Annotated in this window: 20 protein-coding genes; 13 read left to right on the top strand and 7 right to left on the bottom strand. The window is 68.3% G+C overall.

The window, feature by feature from the left end:
- The first annotated feature begins 3 nt into the window (after positions 1-3).
- Together C8K36_RS07730 and C8K36_RS07725 are read left to right on the top strand one after the other, a co-directional pair.
- Positions 4-171, top strand: a complete 168-nt coding sequence (locus tag C8K36_RS07730) for a DUF3117 domain-containing protein (protein WP_003406247.1) — start codon at positions 4-6, stop codon at positions 169-171.
- Positions 172-304: 133 nt separating this feature from the next.
- Positions 305-1162 (top strand): putative RNA methyltransferase, encoded by an 858-nt coding sequence (locus tag C8K36_RS07725; protein WP_107983903.1) that lies wholly within the window; start codon positions 305-307, stop codon positions 1160-1162.
- Here C8K36_RS07725 and glgA read toward each other — a convergent pair.
- A complete protein-coding gene (glgA, locus tag C8K36_RS07720) occupies positions 1135-2307 on the bottom strand; it encodes a glycogen synthase (protein WP_107983902.1) in 1173 nt (390 codons plus the stop codon). The two genes, C8K36_RS07725 and glgA, sit on opposite strands and share 28 nt — an antisense overlap.
- Positions 2308-2408: 101 nt before the next feature.
- On the opposite strand from glgA, the gene glgC reads away from it, so the two are divergent.
- Positions 2409-3623, top strand: a complete 1215-nt coding sequence (glgC, locus tag C8K36_RS07715) for a glucose-1-phosphate adenylyltransferase (protein ID WP_022594859.1) — start codon at positions 2409-2411, stop codon at positions 3621-3623.
- A gap of 21 nt (positions 3624-3644) precedes the next feature.
- On the opposite strand, the gene C8K36_RS07710 is transcribed toward glgC, so the two are convergent.
- On the bottom strand, positions 3645-4277 hold the full coding sequence (locus C8K36_RS07710) for an O-methyltransferase (RefSeq protein WP_107983901.1): 633 nt from the start codon (positions 4275-4277) through the stop codon (positions 3645-3647).
- A gap of 283 nt (positions 4278-4560) precedes the next feature.
- Here C8K36_RS07710 and sigE point away from each other — a divergent pair, with 283 nt between their 5' ends.
- The 4 genes from sigE to tatB all read left to right on the top strand — a co-directional run bounded on the left by sigE (position 4561) and on the right by tatB (position 7669).
- Positions 4561-5235, top strand: coding sequence for an RNA polymerase sigma factor SigE (sigE, locus tag C8K36_RS07705; RefSeq protein WP_107983900.1), 675 nt, complete (start codon positions 4561-4563; stop codon positions 5233-5235).
- An 18-nt stretch (positions 5236-5253) separates the two neighbouring features.
- A complete protein-coding gene (locus C8K36_RS07700; RefSeq protein WP_181319464.1) occupies positions 5254-5613 on the top strand; it encodes an RNA polymerase subunit sigma-70 in 360 nt (119 codons plus the stop codon).
- A 79-nt stretch (positions 5614-5692) separates the two neighbouring features.
- On the top strand, positions 5693-7192 hold the full coding sequence (locus tag C8K36_RS07695; protein ID WP_181319463.1) for a trypsin-like peptidase domain-containing protein: 1500 nt from the start codon (positions 5693-5695) through the stop codon (positions 7190-7192).
- 72 nt (positions 7193-7264) lie between these two features.
- Positions 7265-7669, top strand: a complete 405-nt coding sequence (tatB, locus tag C8K36_RS07690) for a Sec-independent protein translocase protein TatB (RefSeq protein ID WP_107984299.1) — start codon at positions 7265-7267, stop codon at positions 7667-7669.
- A 101-nt stretch (positions 7670-7770) separates the two neighbouring features.
- Here the strand turns inward: tatB and C8K36_RS07685 are convergent, their stop codons facing one another.
- The 4 genes from C8K36_RS07685 to C8K36_RS07670 form a co-directional block, all read right to left on the bottom strand.
- Positions 7771-8907 carry an Mrp/NBP35 family ATP-binding protein gene (locus tag C8K36_RS07685; RefSeq protein WP_107983898.1) on the bottom strand — a complete coding sequence of 379 codons (1137 nt, stop codon included), beginning with the start codon at positions 8905-8907 and terminating at the stop codon, positions 7771-7773.
- Between the two features lie 46 nt (positions 8908-8953).
- Positions 8954-10042: a lytic transglycosylase domain-containing protein gene (locus tag C8K36_RS07680; protein ID WP_107983897.1), complete on the bottom strand. Its 1089-nt coding sequence runs from the start codon at positions 10040-10042 to the stop codon at positions 8954-8956.
- Positions 10043-10208: 166 nt separating this feature from the next.
- Positions 10209-10751, bottom strand: a complete 543-nt coding sequence (locus tag C8K36_RS07675; RefSeq protein ID WP_107983896.1) for a DUF1003 domain-containing protein — start codon at positions 10749-10751, stop codon at positions 10209-10211.
- Positions 10744-12018, bottom strand: a complete 1275-nt coding sequence (locus C8K36_RS07670) for a magnesium transporter MgtE N-terminal domain-containing protein (protein ID WP_107983895.1) — start codon at positions 12016-12018, stop codon at positions 10744-10746. Before C8K36_RS07670 ends, C8K36_RS07675 begins: the two co-directional genes overlap by 8 nt.
- 56 nt (positions 12019-12074) lie before the next feature.
- Between C8K36_RS07670 and C8K36_RS07665 the strand changes: the two genes are divergently transcribed.
- Together C8K36_RS07665 and C8K36_RS07660 are read left to right on the top strand one after the other, a co-directional pair.
- Complete coding sequence (locus tag C8K36_RS07665; RefSeq protein ID WP_107983894.1) at positions 12075-13034, top strand: HpcH/HpaI aldolase/citrate lyase family protein; 960 nt, start codon at positions 12075-12077, stop codon at positions 13032-13034.
- A 150-nt stretch (positions 13035-13184) separates the two neighbouring features.
- Positions 13185-13673: a general stress protein gene (locus tag C8K36_RS07660; protein ID WP_107983893.1), complete on the top strand. Its 489-nt coding sequence runs from the start codon at positions 13185-13187 to the stop codon at positions 13671-13673.
- Here C8K36_RS07660 and C8K36_RS07655 read toward each other — a convergent pair.
- Positions 13604-15115 (bottom strand): MFS transporter, encoded by a 1512-nt coding sequence (locus tag C8K36_RS07655; RefSeq protein WP_107983892.1) that lies wholly within the window; start codon positions 15113-15115, stop codon positions 13604-13606. The two genes, C8K36_RS07660 and C8K36_RS07655, sit on opposite strands and share 70 nt — an antisense overlap.
- A 217-nt stretch (positions 15116-15332) precedes the next feature.
- Here C8K36_RS07655 and C8K36_RS07650 point away from each other — a divergent pair, with 217 nt between their 5' ends.
- The 4 genes from C8K36_RS07650 (at position 15333) to C8K36_RS07635 (ending at position 18788) form a co-directional block, all read left to right on the top strand.
- A complete protein-coding gene (locus C8K36_RS07650) occupies positions 15333-15920 on the top strand; it encodes a suppressor of fused domain protein (protein WP_107983891.1) in 588 nt (195 codons plus the stop codon).
- A gap of 104 nt (positions 15921-16024) precedes the next feature.
- The gene (locus tag C8K36_RS07645) at positions 16025-16912 is read left to right on the top strand and encodes a PHP domain-containing protein (protein ID WP_107983890.1); all 888 of its coding nucleotides are present in this window, start codon (positions 16025-16027) and stop codon (positions 16910-16912) included.
- Positions 16909-17229 carry a hypothetical protein gene (locus C8K36_RS07640; protein ID WP_107983889.1) on the top strand — a complete coding sequence of 107 codons (321 nt, stop codon included), beginning with the start codon at positions 16909-16911 and terminating at the stop codon, positions 17227-17229. The genes C8K36_RS07645 and C8K36_RS07640 overlap by 4 nt, the downstream gene beginning before the upstream one ends.
- Before the next feature lie 368 nt (positions 17230-17597).
- A complete protein-coding gene (locus C8K36_RS07635; RefSeq protein WP_107983888.1) occupies positions 17598-18788 on the top strand; it encodes an NAD(P)-dependent malic enzyme in 1191 nt (396 codons plus the stop codon).
- Positions 18789-18870 lie beyond the last annotated feature (82 nt).

The following is an 18870-nucleotide window of genomic DNA, read 5'->3' as shown; positions in this document are numbered from 1 at the left end:
AGGATGGCGGCCATGAAGCCCCGGACCGGGGACGGTCCCCTCGAGGCAACCAAAGAGGGACGAGGAATCGTCATGAGGGTTCCACTCGAGGGCGGTGGACGTCTGGTCGTCGAACTCACCCCGGATGAGGCTGCGGCGCTCGGGGACGAACTCAAGGGTGTCACCAGCTGATCGGTGCACCCCTTCGCGGTGTCTCGGCCGGGTCGGCTCACGATTTCGTGAGACAGCCCGGCCGATGCCTGTGTGCTGAGCGCCGCGCGGCTACTCGAACGATGGATTTTTCGGAAAGGGCACGGCGGTACCGGTGCTGGCGGATGTGAGTGCACTTCTCGCGTGTCCTCAGTGTGGTGACGGACTCGACCCTGTCGAGCGGACCCTCGTCTGCTCGCGTGGGCACAGCTTCGACATCGCCCGACAGGGCTACGTCACCCTGCTGACCGGAACGGCGACCAAGTTCACGGGCGACAGTCCCGAGATGATCGCGGCCCGCTGTGATTTCCTCGACGCAGGTCACTTCGACCCGCTCATGGCGGCAGTCTCCGACGCGGTCGTGCAGTCCACTCCCGACGACGTCGCGCCTCGCGTGCTCGAGGTGGGCGCCGGCACCGGCCACTATCTGGCCCGGGTGCTGGACGCGTCATCACCGTCCGCGCAGGGCATCGGACTGGACGTCTCCAAGCCGGCGGCGCGCCGGTTGGCCCGGGCTCACCCGCGGGCCGCTGCGGTCGTCGCCGACGTGTGGCGGCAACTGCCGGTCCTGGGCGGTGTTCTCACCCACGTGCTGTCGATCTTCGCCCCGCGCAACGCGGCCGAGATCGACCGGGTCCTCGCCGAAGACGGTGTGCTCGTCGTCCTCACCCCCACCGACCGTCACCTGTACGAGTTGGTCGAGCTGCTCGGGATGGTGCGGGTCGACGACCGCAAGGTCGAACGTCTCGGTGAAACGATGGCGGGGCGGTTCGAGCGCGACCACCGGACGCCCGTCGAGGTCACCATGATGCTGTCGCGCCGCGACGTCGACCACCTCGTGGGGATGGGCCCCTCCGCCCGGCACCTGTCGGCCGAGCGCCGTGCCGAAGCGATCGGCGCTCTGCCCGAACCGTTCCCGGTGACGGCGTCGGTCGTGGTCTCGACCTACCGGCGCGCCAGTACGTCCCGGTAGACGTCCAGGGTCTGCTGCGCTACCCGGGCCCACGAGAACTCTGCTGTCGCGCGGGCTCGTCCCGCTCGCCCCATCGCCGCTGCGACGTCCGCGTCCGCGGCCACGGCGTTGACGGCGTCGGCGAGCGCGTGCTCGTAGGCCTCGGCCTCGTACGAGTTGTAGTGGACCAGACGGCCCGTGACGCCGTCCTGCACCACCTCCGGGATGCCGCCGACGTCGGAGGCGACCACCGCCGTCTCGCACGCCATCGCCTCGAGGTTCACGATCCCCAGCGGCTCGTATACCGACGGGCAGACGAAAACGGTCGCGGCGGAGAGGATCTCGCGGACCTGTGTGGTGGGCAGCATGTCCCGGATCCAGAACACCCCGTGGCGTGCTGCGGCGAGCCGAGTGACCTCGCGTTCCGTCTCCTCCGCAAGTTCCACGGTGTCCGGTGCACCCGCGCACAGCACCAACTGAATTGCGGGGTCGAACCGGTGCGCCGCCGCCACGAGGTGTGCGAGCCCCTTCTGCCGGGTGATCCGGCCCACGAAAACCGCGATCGGCCGATCACCGGAGACGCCGTGCGCGGCCAGGATCGAGGGCACCCCCGGTCCGGGCGGACCGGGGTACCAGACGCCGGTGTCGATCCCGTTGTGCACCACGTGCACTCGCGCGGGATCGATTGCCGGATACGTATCGAGGAGATCGGTGCGCATACCCGCGCTGACCGCGATGACCGCGTCCGCGTGCTCCATCGCGTTGCGTTCGGACCACGACGAGATCCGATACCCGCCGCCCAATTGTTCGGCCTTCCACGGCCGCCGCGGCTCGAGCGAATGCGCCGTGACAACGTGCGGGATGCCGTACAGGGCACCGGCGAGATGTCCGGCGAGGCCGGTGTACCACGTGTGCGAGTGCGCGACGTCGGCGCCGATTGCGGCGTTCGCCATCCGCAGTTCCGTCGACAGGGTGCGCAGGGCCGGGTTGGCGTCGAGCAGGTCCGGGTCGGGCCCGTGCACCGTCGCGCCCGGGCGAGGCGCGCCCATGCAGTGCACGTCGACGTCACACAGCGCGCGCAGGTGCGAGACCAGTTCGGTCACGTGGACACCCGCGCCGCCGTAGATCTCCGGGGGGTACTCCTTCGTCATCATCGCGACCCGCACCGGCTAAACGTAACCGCCGGAACCCGTTTCCTGCCAGCGGCGGCGGGCGTGTTCCCTGCAACGCTGGCGGCGGCCCCGGGCCGCCCGATAGGTTGACTGGTGTGAGGAGTCAGCCCCATGTGCTCGGGATCGTGCTCGCCGGTGGCGAGGGTAAACGCTTGTACCCGCTCACGGCTGACCGCGCCAAGCCTGCCGTGCCGTTCGGCGGCGCGTATCGGCTCATCGACTTCGTGCTGAGCAACCTGGTCAACGCCGGTTACCTGCGGATCTGCGTGCTCACCCAGTACAAGTCGCATTCGCTCGATCGGCACATCTCGCAGACGTGGCGACTGTCCGGGTTCGCGGGCGAGTACATCACCCCGGTACCGGCTCAGCAGCGCCTCGGCCCGCGCTGGTACACCGGCAGCGCCGACGCGATCTTCCAGTCGCTCAACCTCGTGTACGACGAGGACCCCGAGTACATCGTCGTGTTCGGTGCCGACCACGTGTACCGGATGGATCCCGAGCAGATGGTCCAGCATCACATCGACTCCGGCGCCGGGGTCACGGTCGCCGGCATCAGGGTGCCGCGCAGCGAGGCTTACGCGTTCGGGTGCATCGACAGCGACGAATCCGGGCGGATCACCCAGTTCCTCGAGAAGCCCGCGCATCCGCCCGGCACCCCGGACGACCCCAACGTCACGTTCGCGTCGATGGGTAACTATGTGTTCACCACGAAGGTTCTCGTCGACGCCATCCGCGCCGACTCCGAGAACTCCGACTCCGACCACGACATGGGCGGCGACATCATCCCCGCGCTCGTCGACGCGGGCGTCGCATCGGTCTACGACTTCAAGAACAACGTGGTGCCGGGGGCGACGGACCGGGACCGCGGCTACTGGCGCGACGTCGGGACCATAGACGCGTTCTACGACGCGCACATGGACCTGGTCTCGGTGCACCCGGTATTCAACCTGTACAACCGGCGCTGGCCCATCCGCGGCGGCGCCGAGAACCTCGCGCCCGCCAAGTTCGTCAAGGGCGGACTCGCTCAGGAATCGGTAGTCGGTGCGGGCTCGATCCTGTCCGCGGCCACGGTCCGTAACTCGGTCCTCAGTTCCAATGTCATGGTGGAGGACGGCGCCACCGTCGAGGGCAGTGTCCTCATGCCCGGCGTCCGAGTCGGCAAGGGCGCCGTGGTGCGCCGCGCGATCCTGGACAAGAACGTGGTGGTGGGGGAGGGCGAGATCATCGGTGTCGATCTCGAGCGCGACCGTCAGCGGTTCGCCGTCAGCAACGGCGGCGTCGTGACGATCGGGAAGGGCGTCTGGATCTGACGCGTTCGTCGGGTGCAGGCGTCAGAGGCGCGCGGCGCACAGCAGGCCGTCGCCGACGGGGAAGAGCACGCGGGTGAGGCGCTCGTCCTCCGCGACCGCGCGCGCAGCCTCGCGAACCGCAACCGTCGCCGCGTCGCGCTGGCTGGGATCGGCGACCCGACCTCCGAGGAGCGCGTTGTGCAGCACGATCACGCCGCCGGGGCGCAGCAGGCGCACGCCCTCACGGACGAAGTGCGGGTGGTCGGCGGGGCAGTTGTCGACGAACACGAGGTCGTAGGCAGAGTCGGCGAGTCGAGGGAGCACGTCGAGTGCACGACCGTTGATCAGGCGGGTGCGCGACGCAGCGATCCCCGCGACGCGAAATGTCTGTTTGGCGGCGCGCTGGTGTTCGGGCTCACTGTCGATCGTCGTGAGCACGCCGTCGTCACGCATGCCCCGCAGCAGCCACAGCCCACTGACTCCCGCACCCGTTCCGACCTCGACAACCGTCTTTGCGTCGAGCATCTTGGCGAAGAGTGCCAGTGCAGCGCCGACGGGCGGGGGCACCGGTGCAGCGCCGAGTTCCGCGGCGCGATCGCGCGCGGTGGCCAGCATCTCGTCCTCGAGGATCGAGTCCTCGGTGTGAGTGAGAATTCGTTCGGCGTTGGTGAGCACGCAATAGAGGCTAGCGTTGCCGCCCCGGCGCGTCGTCGAGGCTCGCTCGCCAGACGTCCCATGCTGACCTGCACAACATTCTCAGGCCCTGCTCAGGTTGCTCACACGCGGCACATATCGGGGTGCGGGAAGGTAGTCACATCGCCGGACGAGTAGACCGCACGGCGTGAAGATCACGTCGGCGGCGGATCGGTGGGAACAATTCCGCGTTCTCGGGAGTTGAACCGGCAGAGTCCGATGTCTCGTGATCAGCGGTCCTGAGTAGGAGGATCCACCCATCCACATGATCAATGCCGAACGCACCCACGCCGACACCGCCGACCGTACTCTCGCGGCGGGCACAGATTCAGGTGTGTCCGTCCTCGGCATCGAATCAGGATTGGACGAACCGACCGGCACGGCTGCCTTCGACGCGACGGGCGACAAGTCCGCGATGCCGTCGTGGGACGAGCTGGTCCGGGAGCACGGCGATCGGGTTTATCGCCTGGCCTACCGTCTGTCCGGCAACGCGCAGGACGCCGAAGACCTGACTCAGGACACGTTCATCCGCGTGTTCCGGTCGCTGCAGAATTACCAGCCCGGCACGTTCGAGGGCTGGCTGCACCGCATCACCACCAACCTCTTCCTGGACATGGTGCGCCGCCGCAACCGCATCCGGATGGAGGCACTGCCGGAGGACTACGACCGCGTCCCCTCCGACTCGCCCAACCCGGAGCAGATCTACCACGACGCCCGACTGGCTCCCGACCTGCAGTCGGCGCTCGACTCCCTCGCGCCCGAGTTCCGTGCCGCCGTGGTCCTGTGTGACATCGAAGGCCTGTCGTACGAGGAGATCGGTGCGACACTGGGCGTCAAGCTGGGTACTGTTCGCAGCAGGATCCATCGTGGACGACAGGCGCTGCGCGAGCACCTCGCCGCGAATGGGAAGGTTGAGGCCGACCAGATCGGTGTCGGGTAGGCAATGCAGGAGGGTTTGATGACGCAGGCGCGTAGACCTCGTCAGTTCGGCTCTACCGAACACCTTGCGAGCGAGGCGATCGCGTCGTACGTGGACGGCGAACTGCGCATGAATGCCTACCTGCGCGCCTCCCAGCATCTGGCCCTGTGCCCGGACTGCGCCGCCGAGGTCGAGGCCCAGCAGCAGGCCCGGATCGCGTTGCGCCGCGCCGACGAGGTGTCGATGCCGAGTTCACTGCTCGGCCTGCTGAGCCAGATACCTCGCTGCCACCCGGCCGAGCCCGATCCTGCGCCCGGGCGGGATTCCGTGCACGGCATCATCTCCTTCGATCGCGACAGCGACATCACCCGGCGTTGGCCTTTCCGCCGTCGCCGCTGACGTGCCGCGGCCCGCGCGGTCGCCCGAATCGGCGATACTGGCATCCGTGATCGACGCACACGAGGGGGATTACACGCGCGTGACGGCTGACTCGAGGGCGCCCGGCGCGGCGGACGCCGAATCGGATCGACGTGAGGGGCCCCGGCTGGCCCCGCGTCCGGTGTATCGCCCCGACGTCGATCCGGCCGCAGCAGACGCGTTCGGTCGCCCGGTCGATGTCGCGGGTTCGTTCGCGTCGAACTCCGTGTCGTCTCCGGAGGCCGCCGGGCCGTCCACCATCCGAGTGGCGCGGCCCGATCCCGTACTCGCCGAGGCTTTCGGTCGTCCGGCCGGGGAAGCCGATTCGATCCAGCGTGTTCCCGAGTCCGTGGTCGAGGTGGCCGCTGATGACACACCCGCCGATCCGTGGCGCGATCCTGACGCTCCCGTGCGACTGGGCGCGCCGGCGGAAGCACCGTCCGGCCCCGCCCGGATGCCGGACGCCCCCAAACTCGGTGTCCGTGACGTCCTGCTGGGCGATCACGTCGAGGGGAAAGCGCTCGCTGCGCTGGCGGCCCTCGCCCTCGCGGTCGGCCTGGTCGGTGGGCTCATCGGAATCGCGGTCACGTCTGATCGTGACAGCCTCACCAGTCGGAGCGTGACGCTGTCCCAGTCCGACGACGGGGACGACGCTCCTGCCGGGCAGATCGCTGCGGTCGCCGACGCCGTCCTGCCGTCGGTGGTGTCCATCCAGGTCACCCAGGGCGATCAGTCCGGTACCGGATCGGGAGTGGTGGTCGACGGCGCCGGTTACATCGTCACCAACAACCACGTGATCTCGATGGCCGCGACGGCTCCGGAGGGCGCGACCATCCGGGTGACCTTCTCCGACGGGACGAAGGTGCCCGCGCAGATCGTCGGCCGCGACATCAAGACCGACCTTGCCGTGCTCAAGACCGACGTGGCCGACCTCACCGTCGCCGACCTCGGCAAGTCGTCCGACGTGCAGGTCGGCCAGGACGTCGTGGCGGTCGGCTCGCCTCTGGGCCTGAACAAGACCGTGACCCGCGGCATCGTCAGCGCGCTCAACCGTCCCGTCCGGCTCAGCGGTTCCGGCACCGACACCGACGCCGTGATCGACGCCGTGCAGACCGATGCGGCGATCAACCCGGGCAACTCGGGCGGCCCGCTGATCGACATGGACGGACGGGTCATCGGGATCAACTCCGCGATCCGATCCGAGAGCGGCGGCTCGGTGGGCCTCGGTTTCGCGATCCCGATCGACGATGTCACCGAGGTTGCGCAGGAGCTGATCCGAAACGGGGTGGTCCACCACCCCGAGATCGGCGTCAATGCCCGGACCGTCATCAACGACAAGACCAGCGGCGCCGAGGTGGCGAACGTGCAGGCCGACGGCCCGGCGCAGAAGGCCGGAATCGTGGAGGGCGATGTGATCGTCAAGGTCGGGGACCGGTCCGTGTCCAGCGCCGACGAACTGATCGTGGCGGTGCACGACCAGGCGGTCGGAAAGCCGGTGACCGTGCAGTTGTTCCGCTCCGAACGGCTCGTCGACGTCGAGGTCACCCCGACTTCGGACTGATTTCACCAATTGTCCGTGTGATATTTGCGGATCGCGCGAGCGGTTCCGCGTTCGGGCACGTACTCTGAACCCGTGTTTGGCAACATCGGCTGGGGCGAGTTCATGGTGCTCCTCATCGCAGCGCTCGTCATCCTCGGTCCCGAGCGGCTGCCCGGCGCCGTCAGCTGGGTCACCAAGTCGATCCGGCAGGTGCGTGACTACGCCAGCGGTGCCAGCCAGCAACTGAAGGACGAGTTGGGGCCGGACTTCGACGACCTCCGCAAACCACTCGCCGATCTCAACGAACTGCGCGGGATGACGCCGCGCGCGGTCATCACCAAGCACCTCCTCGACGGCGACGACTCGGTCATCAGCGGAACGTTCGACGGCAAGCCGTTCGCCAAGGGGACGGGCGCCTCGACCGGCGCCGCCGCCGCGCCCGAGCAGAAGCCGCTCGGGGCCGGTGAGCGACCACCGGTCGATCCGGACGCCACCTGACCCGGACCCCAGTCGAATCGGACCTGAAATGATCGAAGGGCCGGATCACCTCCACGGAGGCGATCCGGCCCTTCGGTTTCGTATGGGTCGTTGCCGTCCGGCTAGAGGTGGCGGACGGTATCGATGCCGAGCGACATGCCGGCCAGCCCGCGCGAGCGGACCGACAACTTGTCGGCGATGTCGCGCAGCGCGGTGCCGGCGGGAGAATCGGGGGCGCTGAGCACGATCGGGAGGCCGGCGTCGCCGCCCTCACGGACGGCCTGCTCGAGCGGAATCTGGCCCAGCAGAGGCACCTTGGCGCCGACGGCCTGCGTGAGCCGGTCGGCGACGGCCTGGCCGCCACCCGAGCCGAACACCTCCATGCGGCTGCCGTCGGGCAGCTCCATCCACGACATGTTCTCGACGACACCGGCGATGCGCTGACGCGTCTGCAGGGCGATCGCTCCGGCCCGCTCGGCCACCTCCGCGGCGGCCTGCTGCGGCGTGGTCACGACGAGGATCTCCGCACCCGGGATGAGCTGGGCGACCGAGATCGCGACGTCACCGGTGCCGGGCGGCAGATCGAGCAGCAGCACATCGAGATCGCCCCAGAAGACGTCGGCGAGGAACTGCTGCAGCGCACGGTGCAGCATCGGTCCGCGCCACACGACCGGGGTGTTGCCCTGCGTGAACTGGGCGATGGAGATGAGCTTCACGTCGTGTGACTGCGGCGGCATGATCATCCGCTCCACCTGGGTGGGCTTGGCGTCCGTGCCGAGCATGCGGGGCACCGAGTGGCCGTAGATGTCCGCGTCGAGCACACCCACGGACAGGCCCTTCGCGGCCATGGCGGCCGCCAGGTTCACTGTGACGCTGGACTTTCCGACGCCGCCCTTGCCCGACGCCACCGCGTACACGCGGGTGAGGTTGCCGGGCTGCGCGAACGGGATCACCGGTTCGGTGGTGTCGCCGCGCAGCGAGCGCCGAAGCTCGGTGCGCTGCTCGTCGTTCATGACGTCGAGTTCCACACGGACGGCGCCGGCACCCTCGACGTCCGCGATGGCCTTGGTGACCCGCTCGGTGATCTCGGTGCGCAGGGGGCATCCTGCCGTGGTCAGGTAGATGCCGACGTCGACGCTGCCGTCGGCGCCGATGTCGATGCTCTTGACCATGCCGAGTTCCGTGATGGGTTTACGGATTTCGGGGTCCTGCACCTTCGACAATGCGGTGCGGACGGCGGTCTCGGTCAGGGCGGCCATGCCCCCATGTTAGGCGGCGCGCTCGCGGCGCCGTCGGCGGTGCTGCCTACGCGGCAGGGCCGGGCGCCGGGGCAGGTGCCGGGGGCGGGCAGAAGACCAGGCACGGCAGCGGCGGCAGGCCCGGGATCGTGGGCAGCATCGGTGCGGGGACCGGAGCCGCAGCCTGGTCGGCGGGCGGCACCGCCGGCGCCGATGTCGGTGCGGGCGGGGTCGATGCTGCGGAGGGATCGGTTACCGCTTCCGAGTCGGTGGACCGCTCGGGCGGCGCGGGGGCGACCGGAACGGCGGGGGCGGGCGTGCCGCCCGTCCGGTACGCGGCGGACCACCCCAGGACGTTCGCCATGTACGACGTCGAGTTGTTGTAGCGGAGCACGGCGCGTGAGAGCTGCGACGGGTCGCTCAGGTTCAGCCCGCCCGCGCACAGGTACCGCGCGGCGGCGAGGGAGGCGTCGAACACGTTGTTCGGGTCGGCGACGCCGTCTCCGTTGCCGTCGGACGCGTAGCGCACCCAGGTGGTCGGGATGAACTGCATCGGACCGACCGCACGATCGTGGGCCGCATCGCCGTCGAGAGCGCCCCGGTCGGAGTCGGTGATGATCTCGTTACCGGCGAGGTGACCGTTGAGTGTCGGACCCAGGATCGGCGTCACGGTGGTGCCGGCCGCGTCGGTCTGGCCACCACCCGCGTGTCCCGATTCGATCTTGCCGATGCCGGCCAGGAGGTTCCACTGCAGGCCACAACCCGGTTGCGCTCCCGCGATCGCCAGTTCGGCCGACCGGTAGGCGTTGAGCACGATCTCCGGAATGCCGAGGGGGCCGACCACCACCGGAACGGGCACGGACCTCGGTGCGGTGCCGGGCAGCAGCGCCGTCACGTCCGGAAGGACCGGGGAGGGTGCCGGTTTGGCCGTCCGCAGCTGTCGTTCGGGTCGCGGTGCCGGGGGCACGAGTCCCACTGTCGGGATCAGCGCCGCCTGCGCCTCGGGTGCCTCGGTGGTCGTCTCGAGTGAATACGTCGAGGCTGCGGAGGTGGACTCCGGCGACGAGGGGTCGAAGACGCCGCCGACCGATGCGGCGGCGGTCACCACGCCGGCGAGCACGAGGGACGATGCACCGACGATTCCACGAACACGCACTCTTCAGACCCCTCCTCGCAGGAAACCTGCATCCATTCGCAGCGCACGACCGAGCGCTGACGTGCGGTACATCTCGGCCGATGTGACACACGTTACATATCGGTGACGAGTCGTGCCGGAGAACGGAGTCGAGTGGTGGGAACGTCCGGCGGACGAGGTTCGGAGGCTACTTCCGCCCGGTCCGCGGCTTCGTGACCGGCGGCGCGGAGTCGTCGTCGGAGTGCCCGGACTCCCGTTCGCCGAGGTCGGTGAGCATCTGCCGGATGTCGTCGAGTTCGCGGCGCAGGTAGTCGCGGGTCGCGACCTCGCCGACCGCCAGGCGCAGCGACGCGAGTTCGCGGGCCAGGAACTCGGTGTCGGCTTTGGTCTGGGCTGCGCGTGACCGGTCCTCCTCGAGGGAGACGCGGTCGCGATTCTCCTGCCGGTTCTGCGCCAGGAGGATCAGCGGCGCGGCGTACGCGGCCTGCGTCGAGAACGCCAGATTCAGCAGGATGAACGGATACGGGTCCCACTGCAGCGTCACCGCGAAGATGTTGATGAGGACCCACACGATCACGATCAGCGTCTGGATCAGCAGGTAGCGGCCGGTACCGAGGAAGCGGGCGATGTTCTCGCTGACGCGGCCGACGGCCTCGACATCGATGTGCATGCGCAGGCTGCGGGTGCCCCGTGGTGTCTCGAGGCGCTGGCGCGGGCTCAGGTCACTCATCGCCGGCCTCCTCCTCGCGCCAGTCGGTCGGCAGCAGGTGGTCGAGGACGTCGTCGACCGTGACCGCACCGAGGAGGTGGTGTTCGTCGTCGACGACGGGCGCGCACACCAGGTTGTAGGTCGCGAAGTACCGGGTCACCGTTGCGAGCGAGTCCTCGGGGTCGAGCCGCGGCAGATCGTCGTCGAGGACGCCACCGACCAGACTCGCGGGTGGTTCTCGCAGCAGTCGTTGCAGGTGGACGCATCCGAGGTAGCGGCCGGTGGGTGTCGCGGTGGGCGGTCGCGCCACGAACACCATGCTCGCGAGCGCCGGGGTGAGATCGGAGTTGCGGGCCCGCGCGAGTGCCTCGGCCACCGTCGTCGACGGAGTCAGCACGACGGGTTCGGGGGTCATGAGGCCGCCGGCGGTGTCGGGGGAGTGTTCGAGTAGTCGTCGGACCGGTTCGGAGTCCTCCGGGTCCATCAACTGCAGCAGCGACTCGGCGTCGGTCTCGGGCAGCTCGCCGAGCAGGTCGGCGGCATCGTCGGGATCCATCGCCTCGAGCACGTCGGCCGCGCGTTCGACCTCGAGATGGAGCAGCAGGTCGGTCTGGTCGTCGGCCGGCAACTCCTGCACGACGTCCGCCAGGCGCTCGTCGTCGAGCGCGAGCGCCACCTCGTGCCGGCGCTTTTCGGGCAGTTCACGCATCGCGTGCGCGACGTCGGCGGCACGCATGCCCTCGAACTGCATCAGCAACTGCGAGACGCCTTGCCCCGGCATCGACAGCGCGGTCGGCGTCAGACCGTGGACGTGCTGCCAGTCGACGACGTGGATCGCCGACCGGCGTCCGAGTCGGCCGCGGTGGGCCCGCACGGCGACCCGGGAGACCACCCAATCGCGCGTTCGGGTGAGTTCGATGCCGAGATCGACGACGACCGCGTCCGATCCGATCGTGTCGCCGACCTCCGGATCGTCGATCGTGACATGGGAATCGAGCACCTGGGCGAGCGCGAGAACCTCGGTCGGACGCTGATCGAACCGGCGCAGACTGACGTTGCCGGTCTTGAGCGTGACGGAGCCCGGCTCGATCGCGGTGACACGGAGCATCGGCACGAAGATTCGCTTGCGCGTGAACATCTCGATGACGAGACCGAGTACTCGTGGTGGTTGTCTACCCATGCGGATCGTGAGGACCACGTCCCGGACACGCCCGATGGACTCGCCGTCCGGTCCGAGAACCACCAGGCCGGCGAGCCTGGCTGCGAATACCTTGTGCACAGCTGCCATGATGAAAAGGCTAGATCCTCGCAGGGTTATCCACTGAATTCGAAGGGCCGACGGTCATGACTTCTCGCTTCAGACCGCGTCGGTCGGTTCTCGCAGTCCCGGGATCCAGCCGCAAGATGATCGACAAGGCCAAGGGTCTTCCCGCCGATGCGATCTTCCTCGATCTCGAGGACGCGGTGGCGCCGATCGCGAAGGCCGAGGCGCGAAATCGCATCGTCGAGGCGCTGGGCGAGGACGGCTGGGGCGACCAGACCAAGGTGGTACGGGTCAACGACTGGACCACCGAGTGGACGCACGCCGACATCGCGACCGTCGTGGGCGGTGCAGGCGCCCATCTCGATGCAGTGCTGCTGCCGAAGGTGCCCGACGCCAGTCACGTTCAGGCACTCGACCTCCTCCTCACACAGATCGAGAAGGCGAACGGACTCGAAGTGGGTCGGATCGGGATCGAGCCGCAGATCGAGAATGCGATCGGCCTCACGAACATCAATGCGATCGCGGCCGCGAGCCCTCGCGTGCAGACTCTCGTCTTCGGGCCGGCGGACTTCATGGCCAGCATCAACATGCGCACGTTGGTCGTCGGTGAGCAGCCCGACGGCTACGACCGCGGCGACGCCTACCACCACATCCTGATGACCATCCTGATGGCAGCCCGGGCACACGACCTGCAAGCGATCGACGGCCCCTACCTCGCGATCCGGGACCTCGAGGCGTTCCGGAGGTCGGCCCAACGCACGGCCGCGCTCGGATTCGACGGCAAGTGGGTGCTGCACCCCAGTCAGATCGATGCGGCCAACGAGGTGTTCAGTCCGCGACAGGACGACTTCGACCAGGCCGAACTCATCCTCGACGCGTACGAGTTCCACACGTCTGCGGCGGGTGGCGGGCGTGGGGCCGTGATGCTCGGCGACGAGATGATCGACGAGGCGAGTCGCAAGATGGCGTTGGTGATCTCGGCGAAGGGACGCGCCGCGGGAATGGCCCGGACGACGTCCTTCACTCCACCGTCCGAGTAGGCCGTCCGAGTGTGCAGTCCGAGTGTGCAGTCCGAGTGTGCCGTCCGAGGAGGAGGCACTCGGACGGCTGTACGGGCACAATTGATATCAAGGACCGGAGAACGATAGAACCGGACATACCGCACGCCCCGACCAGGAGAGACGAAGACGATGACGAATCCACTCTCACAGCCGAACCGACAGGGGCGAGGGTTGCCGACACCGCCGACCGGGTGGCCGATAGGCTCGTACCCCACCTACGCCGAGGCGCAGCGGGCCGTGGACTACCTGTCCGACCAACAGTTTTCCGTCGAGGACGTCACGATCGTCGGTGTCGACCTGATGCAGGTCGAGCGGGTGCTCGGACGTCTCACGTGGTCGAAAGTCATTGGTGGCGGCATCCTTTCGGGTGCCTGGCTGGGCGTGTTCTTCGGCCTGCTGCTCGGCATCTTCACCGGCGGGTTCCTCGCTCCGCTGTTGGTAGGCATCCTCGGCGGCATCGTGTTCGGCCTGATCTCGACCACCATCCCGTATGCCGCCGCCCGCGGCACCCGGGACTTCTCGTCGACGATGCAGTTGGTTGCCGGCCGCTACGACGTGCTGTGCGACCCCAAGACCGCCGAATCGGCCCGGGACATGCTGGCGAAGCTCGCGCTCTGATCGGACGATGTGCCGTCCTCTCGTGTCCTCGGGATGCGACGGCCTCCGCCGCCGATGTAGACCAGCACTGTCGACACGACGGCGCACACCACACCGAACCCGAAGGCGATCAAATACGCGTCGACTCGGGCGAAGTGCGTGTCGCCGATCGTGAGGCCGGCAAGGAGCGTCGCCAGCACGGCGCTCGCGACGGAACTGCCGACGGTGCGCGCAATCGAGTTGACGCTGTTGGCGACGCCGGTGTTGTCGCGGCTCACCTCGGCGTTGAGGAGTGCCGGCATCGCGGCGTAAGCCAGGCTCGTGAAGGCCGAGGCCACCATCGATCCCGCGATCACCTGCCACGACAGGTCGTGCGCCACGATGAGTGAGCCGAACCCGACGACGCCGAGCACACCGGCGGCGGCCATGACGTTGCGTGCCCCGAAGCGGGTGATGAGGGTGCCCGAGCAGATCGACGCGATCACGCCGACCGATGCGCCGGGCAGGATGTAGACCAGCCCGGACTCCATCGGGTTGGCGCCGAAGCCGTAACCGGTGTTCTCTCGTGACGTTTGGACGAAGTACGTGAGTGTCGTGATGTTCACGAACATGCCCGCGCCGACCAGTAGTCCGGCGAGGTGGGTGCACAGGACGGGGCGGTGCGTCAGCATCTCGGTCGGCACCAGGGGATGGGGGATTCGCCGCTCGAGGACGAACCACGACACGAGCACGACGACGCCGACGAGCGCGCAACCGAGCGTCCGGGCGGACGCCCATCCCCATGTGCCACCCTCCGACAGCGGGAGCAGGATCAGCACCAATCCTGTGCCGAGCAGTGCTGCGCCGACCCAGTCCACTCGCCCGGTGGCGGGATTGGCGCGCGCCGGCACGATGACGATGACGAGCACGATCGCGACCACGGTCAGTGCCGCCGCGAGCCAGAAGGCGTGCCGGTAGTCCGCGCCGTCGGGAACGACCAACCCGGTCAGGACCATGCCGACGGCGCCGCCGAAGCCGAGAGTTCCGGACAGCAGGCCCATAGCGGAGGCGAGTTTCTCCGGTGCCAGTTCCTCACGCACGATCGCCAGGCTCACGGGGAAGGCCGCGAACGACACGCCCTGGAGGATGCGGGCGACGATCAGCAGCGGTAGGGATTCGGTCACCGCCGCGACGACCGACCCGGCGAGCACGATGCCCAACACCGCGAGCAGCACGATCTTCTTGCTGCGCAGGTCGGCCAGTCGCCCGGCGACGGGTGTCATGACGGCGGCCGCGAGGAACCCCGCCGTGAGTGTCCAGCCGACCGCGGTGGTGCCGATGCCCAACTGCGAGCTGATCACGCCCGACAGTGGGAGGACGACGGTCTGCTGAATGGAGACGACGAGGATGACGAAACAGAGTGCTGCGGTCAACAGATTTCCGGGCGTGCCCGCGCGGGGCGCGCGGGCGTCGGGGCGAGACAAGAGAGCTCCTGGGTGAATCCGTGCGAAATCGAGCGAAGTCGAATCGATGGTGTAGGCAAATCAAAGACGTACAAATTGGTTAGTTCATTTAACTAGTGCGTCCGGGCCGCGCTGTCCAGTCCGCTTCCCTGTAGCCGGGAGAGGGTCGAATGGGCTCGGGCGCAGGGAGGTTCGATGCGTCGATCGGGCGTGCGTGGCACGGGTGTTAGATGGGTGTGTGACCGACAGCGTTGTCTCCGCCGTGCGTGCCCATCTCGACCAGTGCATCGGCGGGCCCGAACCCACTGCCGCGTCGGTGACGTTCCTGGGCGTCGAACCCGTAGACGTCCTGCGCTACCCGGGTGACGGCGACAGGCCGATCCGGTACGTGAGCCTGGGGTGCTCACGACACCCGATGGGTGACCCGAGCGACATGATCGCCGATCCGACGCGCGGTCCGCGCGCCGAACTCGTCCTGAGTCTGGTCGGGGGCGCCGGTGTCGCGTCGGGCGTGCACCGAACGCTGGCCGTGCTCGCGGCCGCGCCGTCCGTCGAGGGCGTCGTGCTGCGACCGGACGGCCTGATCGACCTCGGGGAACCGCTGTGGAAGGGAGTGCCGTTCACGGCCGTCCTACTCGGCGAGAGTGACATCCCGGATCTCGTGCTGCCCGAACCGTTCGATCCGGTGCAGTTCCTCGAGGTGGTGCCCCTCACCGGGACGGAAGCGGCGTGGGTCCGACTCAAGGGAGCGGCAGCGCTGCGCGAGGCGTGGACGGAGGCCGGAATCGACGTCCGAGACCCTGGTCGTGGGGCCGCCGCACTGTGACGGTGCTGTCGGCGTTATGTCCAATTCCATTGCAATGCAATCGGAATGGGCAGCGTCGAGGAAGGCGTTCGGCGGGCGCCGGGTGGACCTGACACACTGGTTCGGTGCGCATCGATCTCCACACACACTCGACCGCTTCGGACGGCACCGACTCACCGGCAGAACTGGTGCGAACGGCCGCGGCGGCCGGTGTCGATGTCATCGCCATCACCGACCACGACACCACTGCGGGGTGGAAGGAAGCCGCGGCGGCGCTTCCGTCGGGGTTGAACCTGGTCCGCGGAATGGAGATGTCGTGTGAGGGTCGCGGTGAGGACGGGCGTCCGGTCGCCGTGCACCTGCTCGCGTACCTCTTCGACCCCGAGTCGCGGGAATTCGCCGTCGAGCGTGAGCGTCTTCGTGGTGAACGAATCACCCGGCTACGGGCCATGGCCGTCCGGATGGCCGACGCGGGACTGCCGATCGACCCGGACGCGATCCTGGCCGAAGCCGGGCCGGCGGTGGGGCGCCCGCACCTGGCGCGGGCACTGGTCCGCGCGGGAGTCGTCGCCACCGTAGGTGAGGCATTCACCGACTTGCTCTCCACACGCAGTCCCTACTACGTGGCGAAGGCCGACACCCCGCTCGAGCGCGCGGTCGAGATGGTGGCCGACGCGGGCGGTGTCAGCGTGATCGCGCACGCGCGGGCGCGATCCCGCGGTCGACTCCTCGCGCTCGATCACATTCGTGAACTCGCCGCGCACGGACTGGGCGGGCTCGAGGTCGATCATCCCGACCATGTCGACCAGGACAAGGCCCTGCTGCGTTCGCTGGCAGCCGAACTGGACCTGATTGTCACCGGGTCCTCGGACTACCACGGAACGAACAAGACGATCGAACTCGGGCAGCACACGACCGCGGAGGCGGCTTACGAAGCGATTGTCGCCCGCGCGACCGGTGTCCGGGTCCTCACGGGCAGTGACGCCCGCGCCACCCGTGGAGCGGGTCGGTGACCCACGACCAGTTCGGCTCCGTCCGTCGCCGGCACCGCGATCCGTGGGCGGCCCGGTTGCTGCGCGGGTTGTCCGGCGTCGTCGCGGGTGGCGTCGTCGTGCTGACGGCCGTCGTGCTCGTCACGGCGTACCTCGCATCGAATCGGGACTTCCCGGGACCGGGCGCGGAATCGATAGCCACGCACATCGCCGCGAGTGGCGTCGTCGTCGGGCTGCAGGTATTTGCCGATCGTCGCCGCGGGGGAGTCGCGGCTATGGCTGCGATCCTGATACTCGCGGTTACCGGTCTGTTGCTGTGGACCCAGTGGTGGTCCTGACCCCGCCGCGACCACGGGGCGCGTCACAGTTCGACGTTTCCGGGCATCCTCACAGGTAGAGGGTTGTTTCTGTGAGTTCCGGACCGTTCTGACGGATTTGATTCCTGCCTCCCCATGGTGCAAAATCATTGCACTCCGCGCGGGTGCTACCGCCCTTCGTCGGAGTTTTTCAGATGGCAGAACTCGAGCCAGGGCCCACCCCGCCCGGCGCCATCACGCTCCGGCAGCAGTGCAACGATCGCGCGTCCCGGTAGCTGCAACCGATCAATCCTGCGTTCGTCAAGTGCCGCGTCGTTTTCACCTTCACGATTCGGTTACTTCTCAGTAACCAGGACCCGAGTGAGTCTGGTCTCAAGAGGAGTGTCATCGTGTCCCCTGTGTCTGAAGCTTCCGTTACGCCAAAGGTCGAAATAACCGACGAGGAAATTTTCGCTGGCCACATCGGTGGCAAGCTTTCGGTCGAGACGACCGCACCCCTCGACTCCCAGCGCGCGTTGTCCATCGCGTACACGCCCGGTGTTGCGCAGGTCAGCCGTGCAATTCACGCGGACGAGACGCTGGCCGATCGCTACACGTGGACCAACCGGCTCGTCGTGGTCGTGAGCGACGGTTCCGCCGTGCTCGGCCTCGGTGACATCGGCCCCCGCGCGTCGCTGCCGGTCATGGAGGGCAAGTCGGCGCTGTTCAAGAACTTCGCCGGTCTCAACTCGATTCCGCTGGTTCTCGACACCAAGGACCCCGACGAGATCGTCGAGACCCTCGTGCGTCTGCGCCCGAGTTTCGGCGCAGTGAACCTCGAGGACATCTCCGCACCGCGCTGCTTCGAGATCGAGCGTCGCGTCATCGAGGCACTCGACTGCCCGGTGATGCACGACGATCAGCACGGCACCGCGATCGTCGCGCTCGCCGCGCTGCGTGGTGCCGCGAAGGTCCAGAACCGCGAGATCACCGCCCTGCGCGTAGTGATCTCGGGCGCCGGTGCTGCCGGTGTCGCGTGCGCGAACATCCTCCTCGCCGCGGGCATCGCCGACGTGACGGTCCTCGACTCGAAGGGCATCGTCTCCTCGGATCGTGAGGACCTCAACGAGATCAAGGTCGATCTCGCGTCCCGCACCAACCCGGCCGGCCGCAGTGGCGGCCTGGTCGAGGCGCTCGACGGTGCCGACGTGTTCCTCGGGGTCTCCGCGGGCACGGTGCCCGAGGAGATCATCGCGACGATGGCGCCCGAGTCGATCATCTTCGCGATGTCGAACCCGGACCCGGAGATCCACCCGGACATCGCCCGCAAGTACGCGGCGATCGTCGCGACCGGTCGTAGCGATTTCCCGAACCAGATCAACAATGTGCTCGCGTTCCCGGGTGTCTTCAAGGGCGCGCTGGATGCCGGTGCACGCCGGATCACCGAGGGCATGAAGTTGGCTGCTGCCGAGGCGATCCTGTCGGTGGTCGGTGACGAGCTGTCGGTCGACATGATCGTCCCGAGCCCGCTCGATCCGCGGGTCGCGCCGGCCGTGGCCGCCGCCGTCGCGCAGGCAGCCAAGGACGAAGGCGTCGCCTGACGGCTCGACACACAGCAGTAGCGGGGCCCCGTCGCAGCAGCGACGGGGCCCCGCTGTCTTCCCCGTGCGCCGATGTCGGCGG

It is taken from the genome of Rhodococcus sp. OK519, assembly GCF_003051005.1.
Taxonomy (GTDB): domain Bacteria; phylum Actinomycetota; class Actinomycetes; order Mycobacteriales; family Mycobacteriaceae; genus Prescottella.
Note: the sequence above shows the minus strand (reverse complement) of the source record. Positions and strands in the feature narration are given on the sequence as shown.

What these genes read in the sequence shown, in the direction of transcription:
- C8K36_RS07700 (WP_181319464.1), top strand. Translation starts at nt 5,254, where the DNA reads ATGACGCAGGCGCGTAGACCTCGTCAGTTCGGCTCTACCGAACACCTT.
- C8K36_RS07675 (WP_107983896.1), bottom strand. Translation starts at nt 10,751, where the DNA reads ATGAGTGACCTGAGCCCGCGCCAGCGCCTCGAGACACCACGGGGCACC.
- C8K36_RS07670 (WP_107983895.1), bottom strand. Translation starts at nt 12,018, where the DNA reads ATGGCAGCTGTGCACAAGGTATTCGCAGCCAGGCTCGCCGGCCTGGTG.
- C8K36_RS07660 (WP_107983893.1), top strand. Translation starts at nt 13,185, where the DNA reads ATGACGAATCCACTCTCACAGCCGAACCGACAGGGGCGAGGGTTGCCG.
- C8K36_RS07665 (WP_107983894.1), top strand. Translation starts at nt 12,075, where the DNA reads ATGACTTCTCGCTTCAGACCGCGTCGGTCGGTTCTCGCAGTCCCGGGA.
- C8K36_RS07685 (WP_107983898.1), bottom strand. Translation starts at nt 8,907, where the DNA reads ATGGCCGCCCTGACCGAGACCGCCGTCCGCACCGCATTGTCGAAGGTG.
- C8K36_RS07730 (WP_003406247.1), top strand. Translation starts at nt 4, where the DNA reads ATGGCGGCCATGAAGCCCCGGACCGGGGACGGTCCCCTCGAGGCAACC.
- sigE (WP_107983900.1), top strand. Translation starts at nt 4,561, where the DNA reads ATGATCAATGCCGAACGCACCCACGCCGACACCGCCGACCGTACTCTC.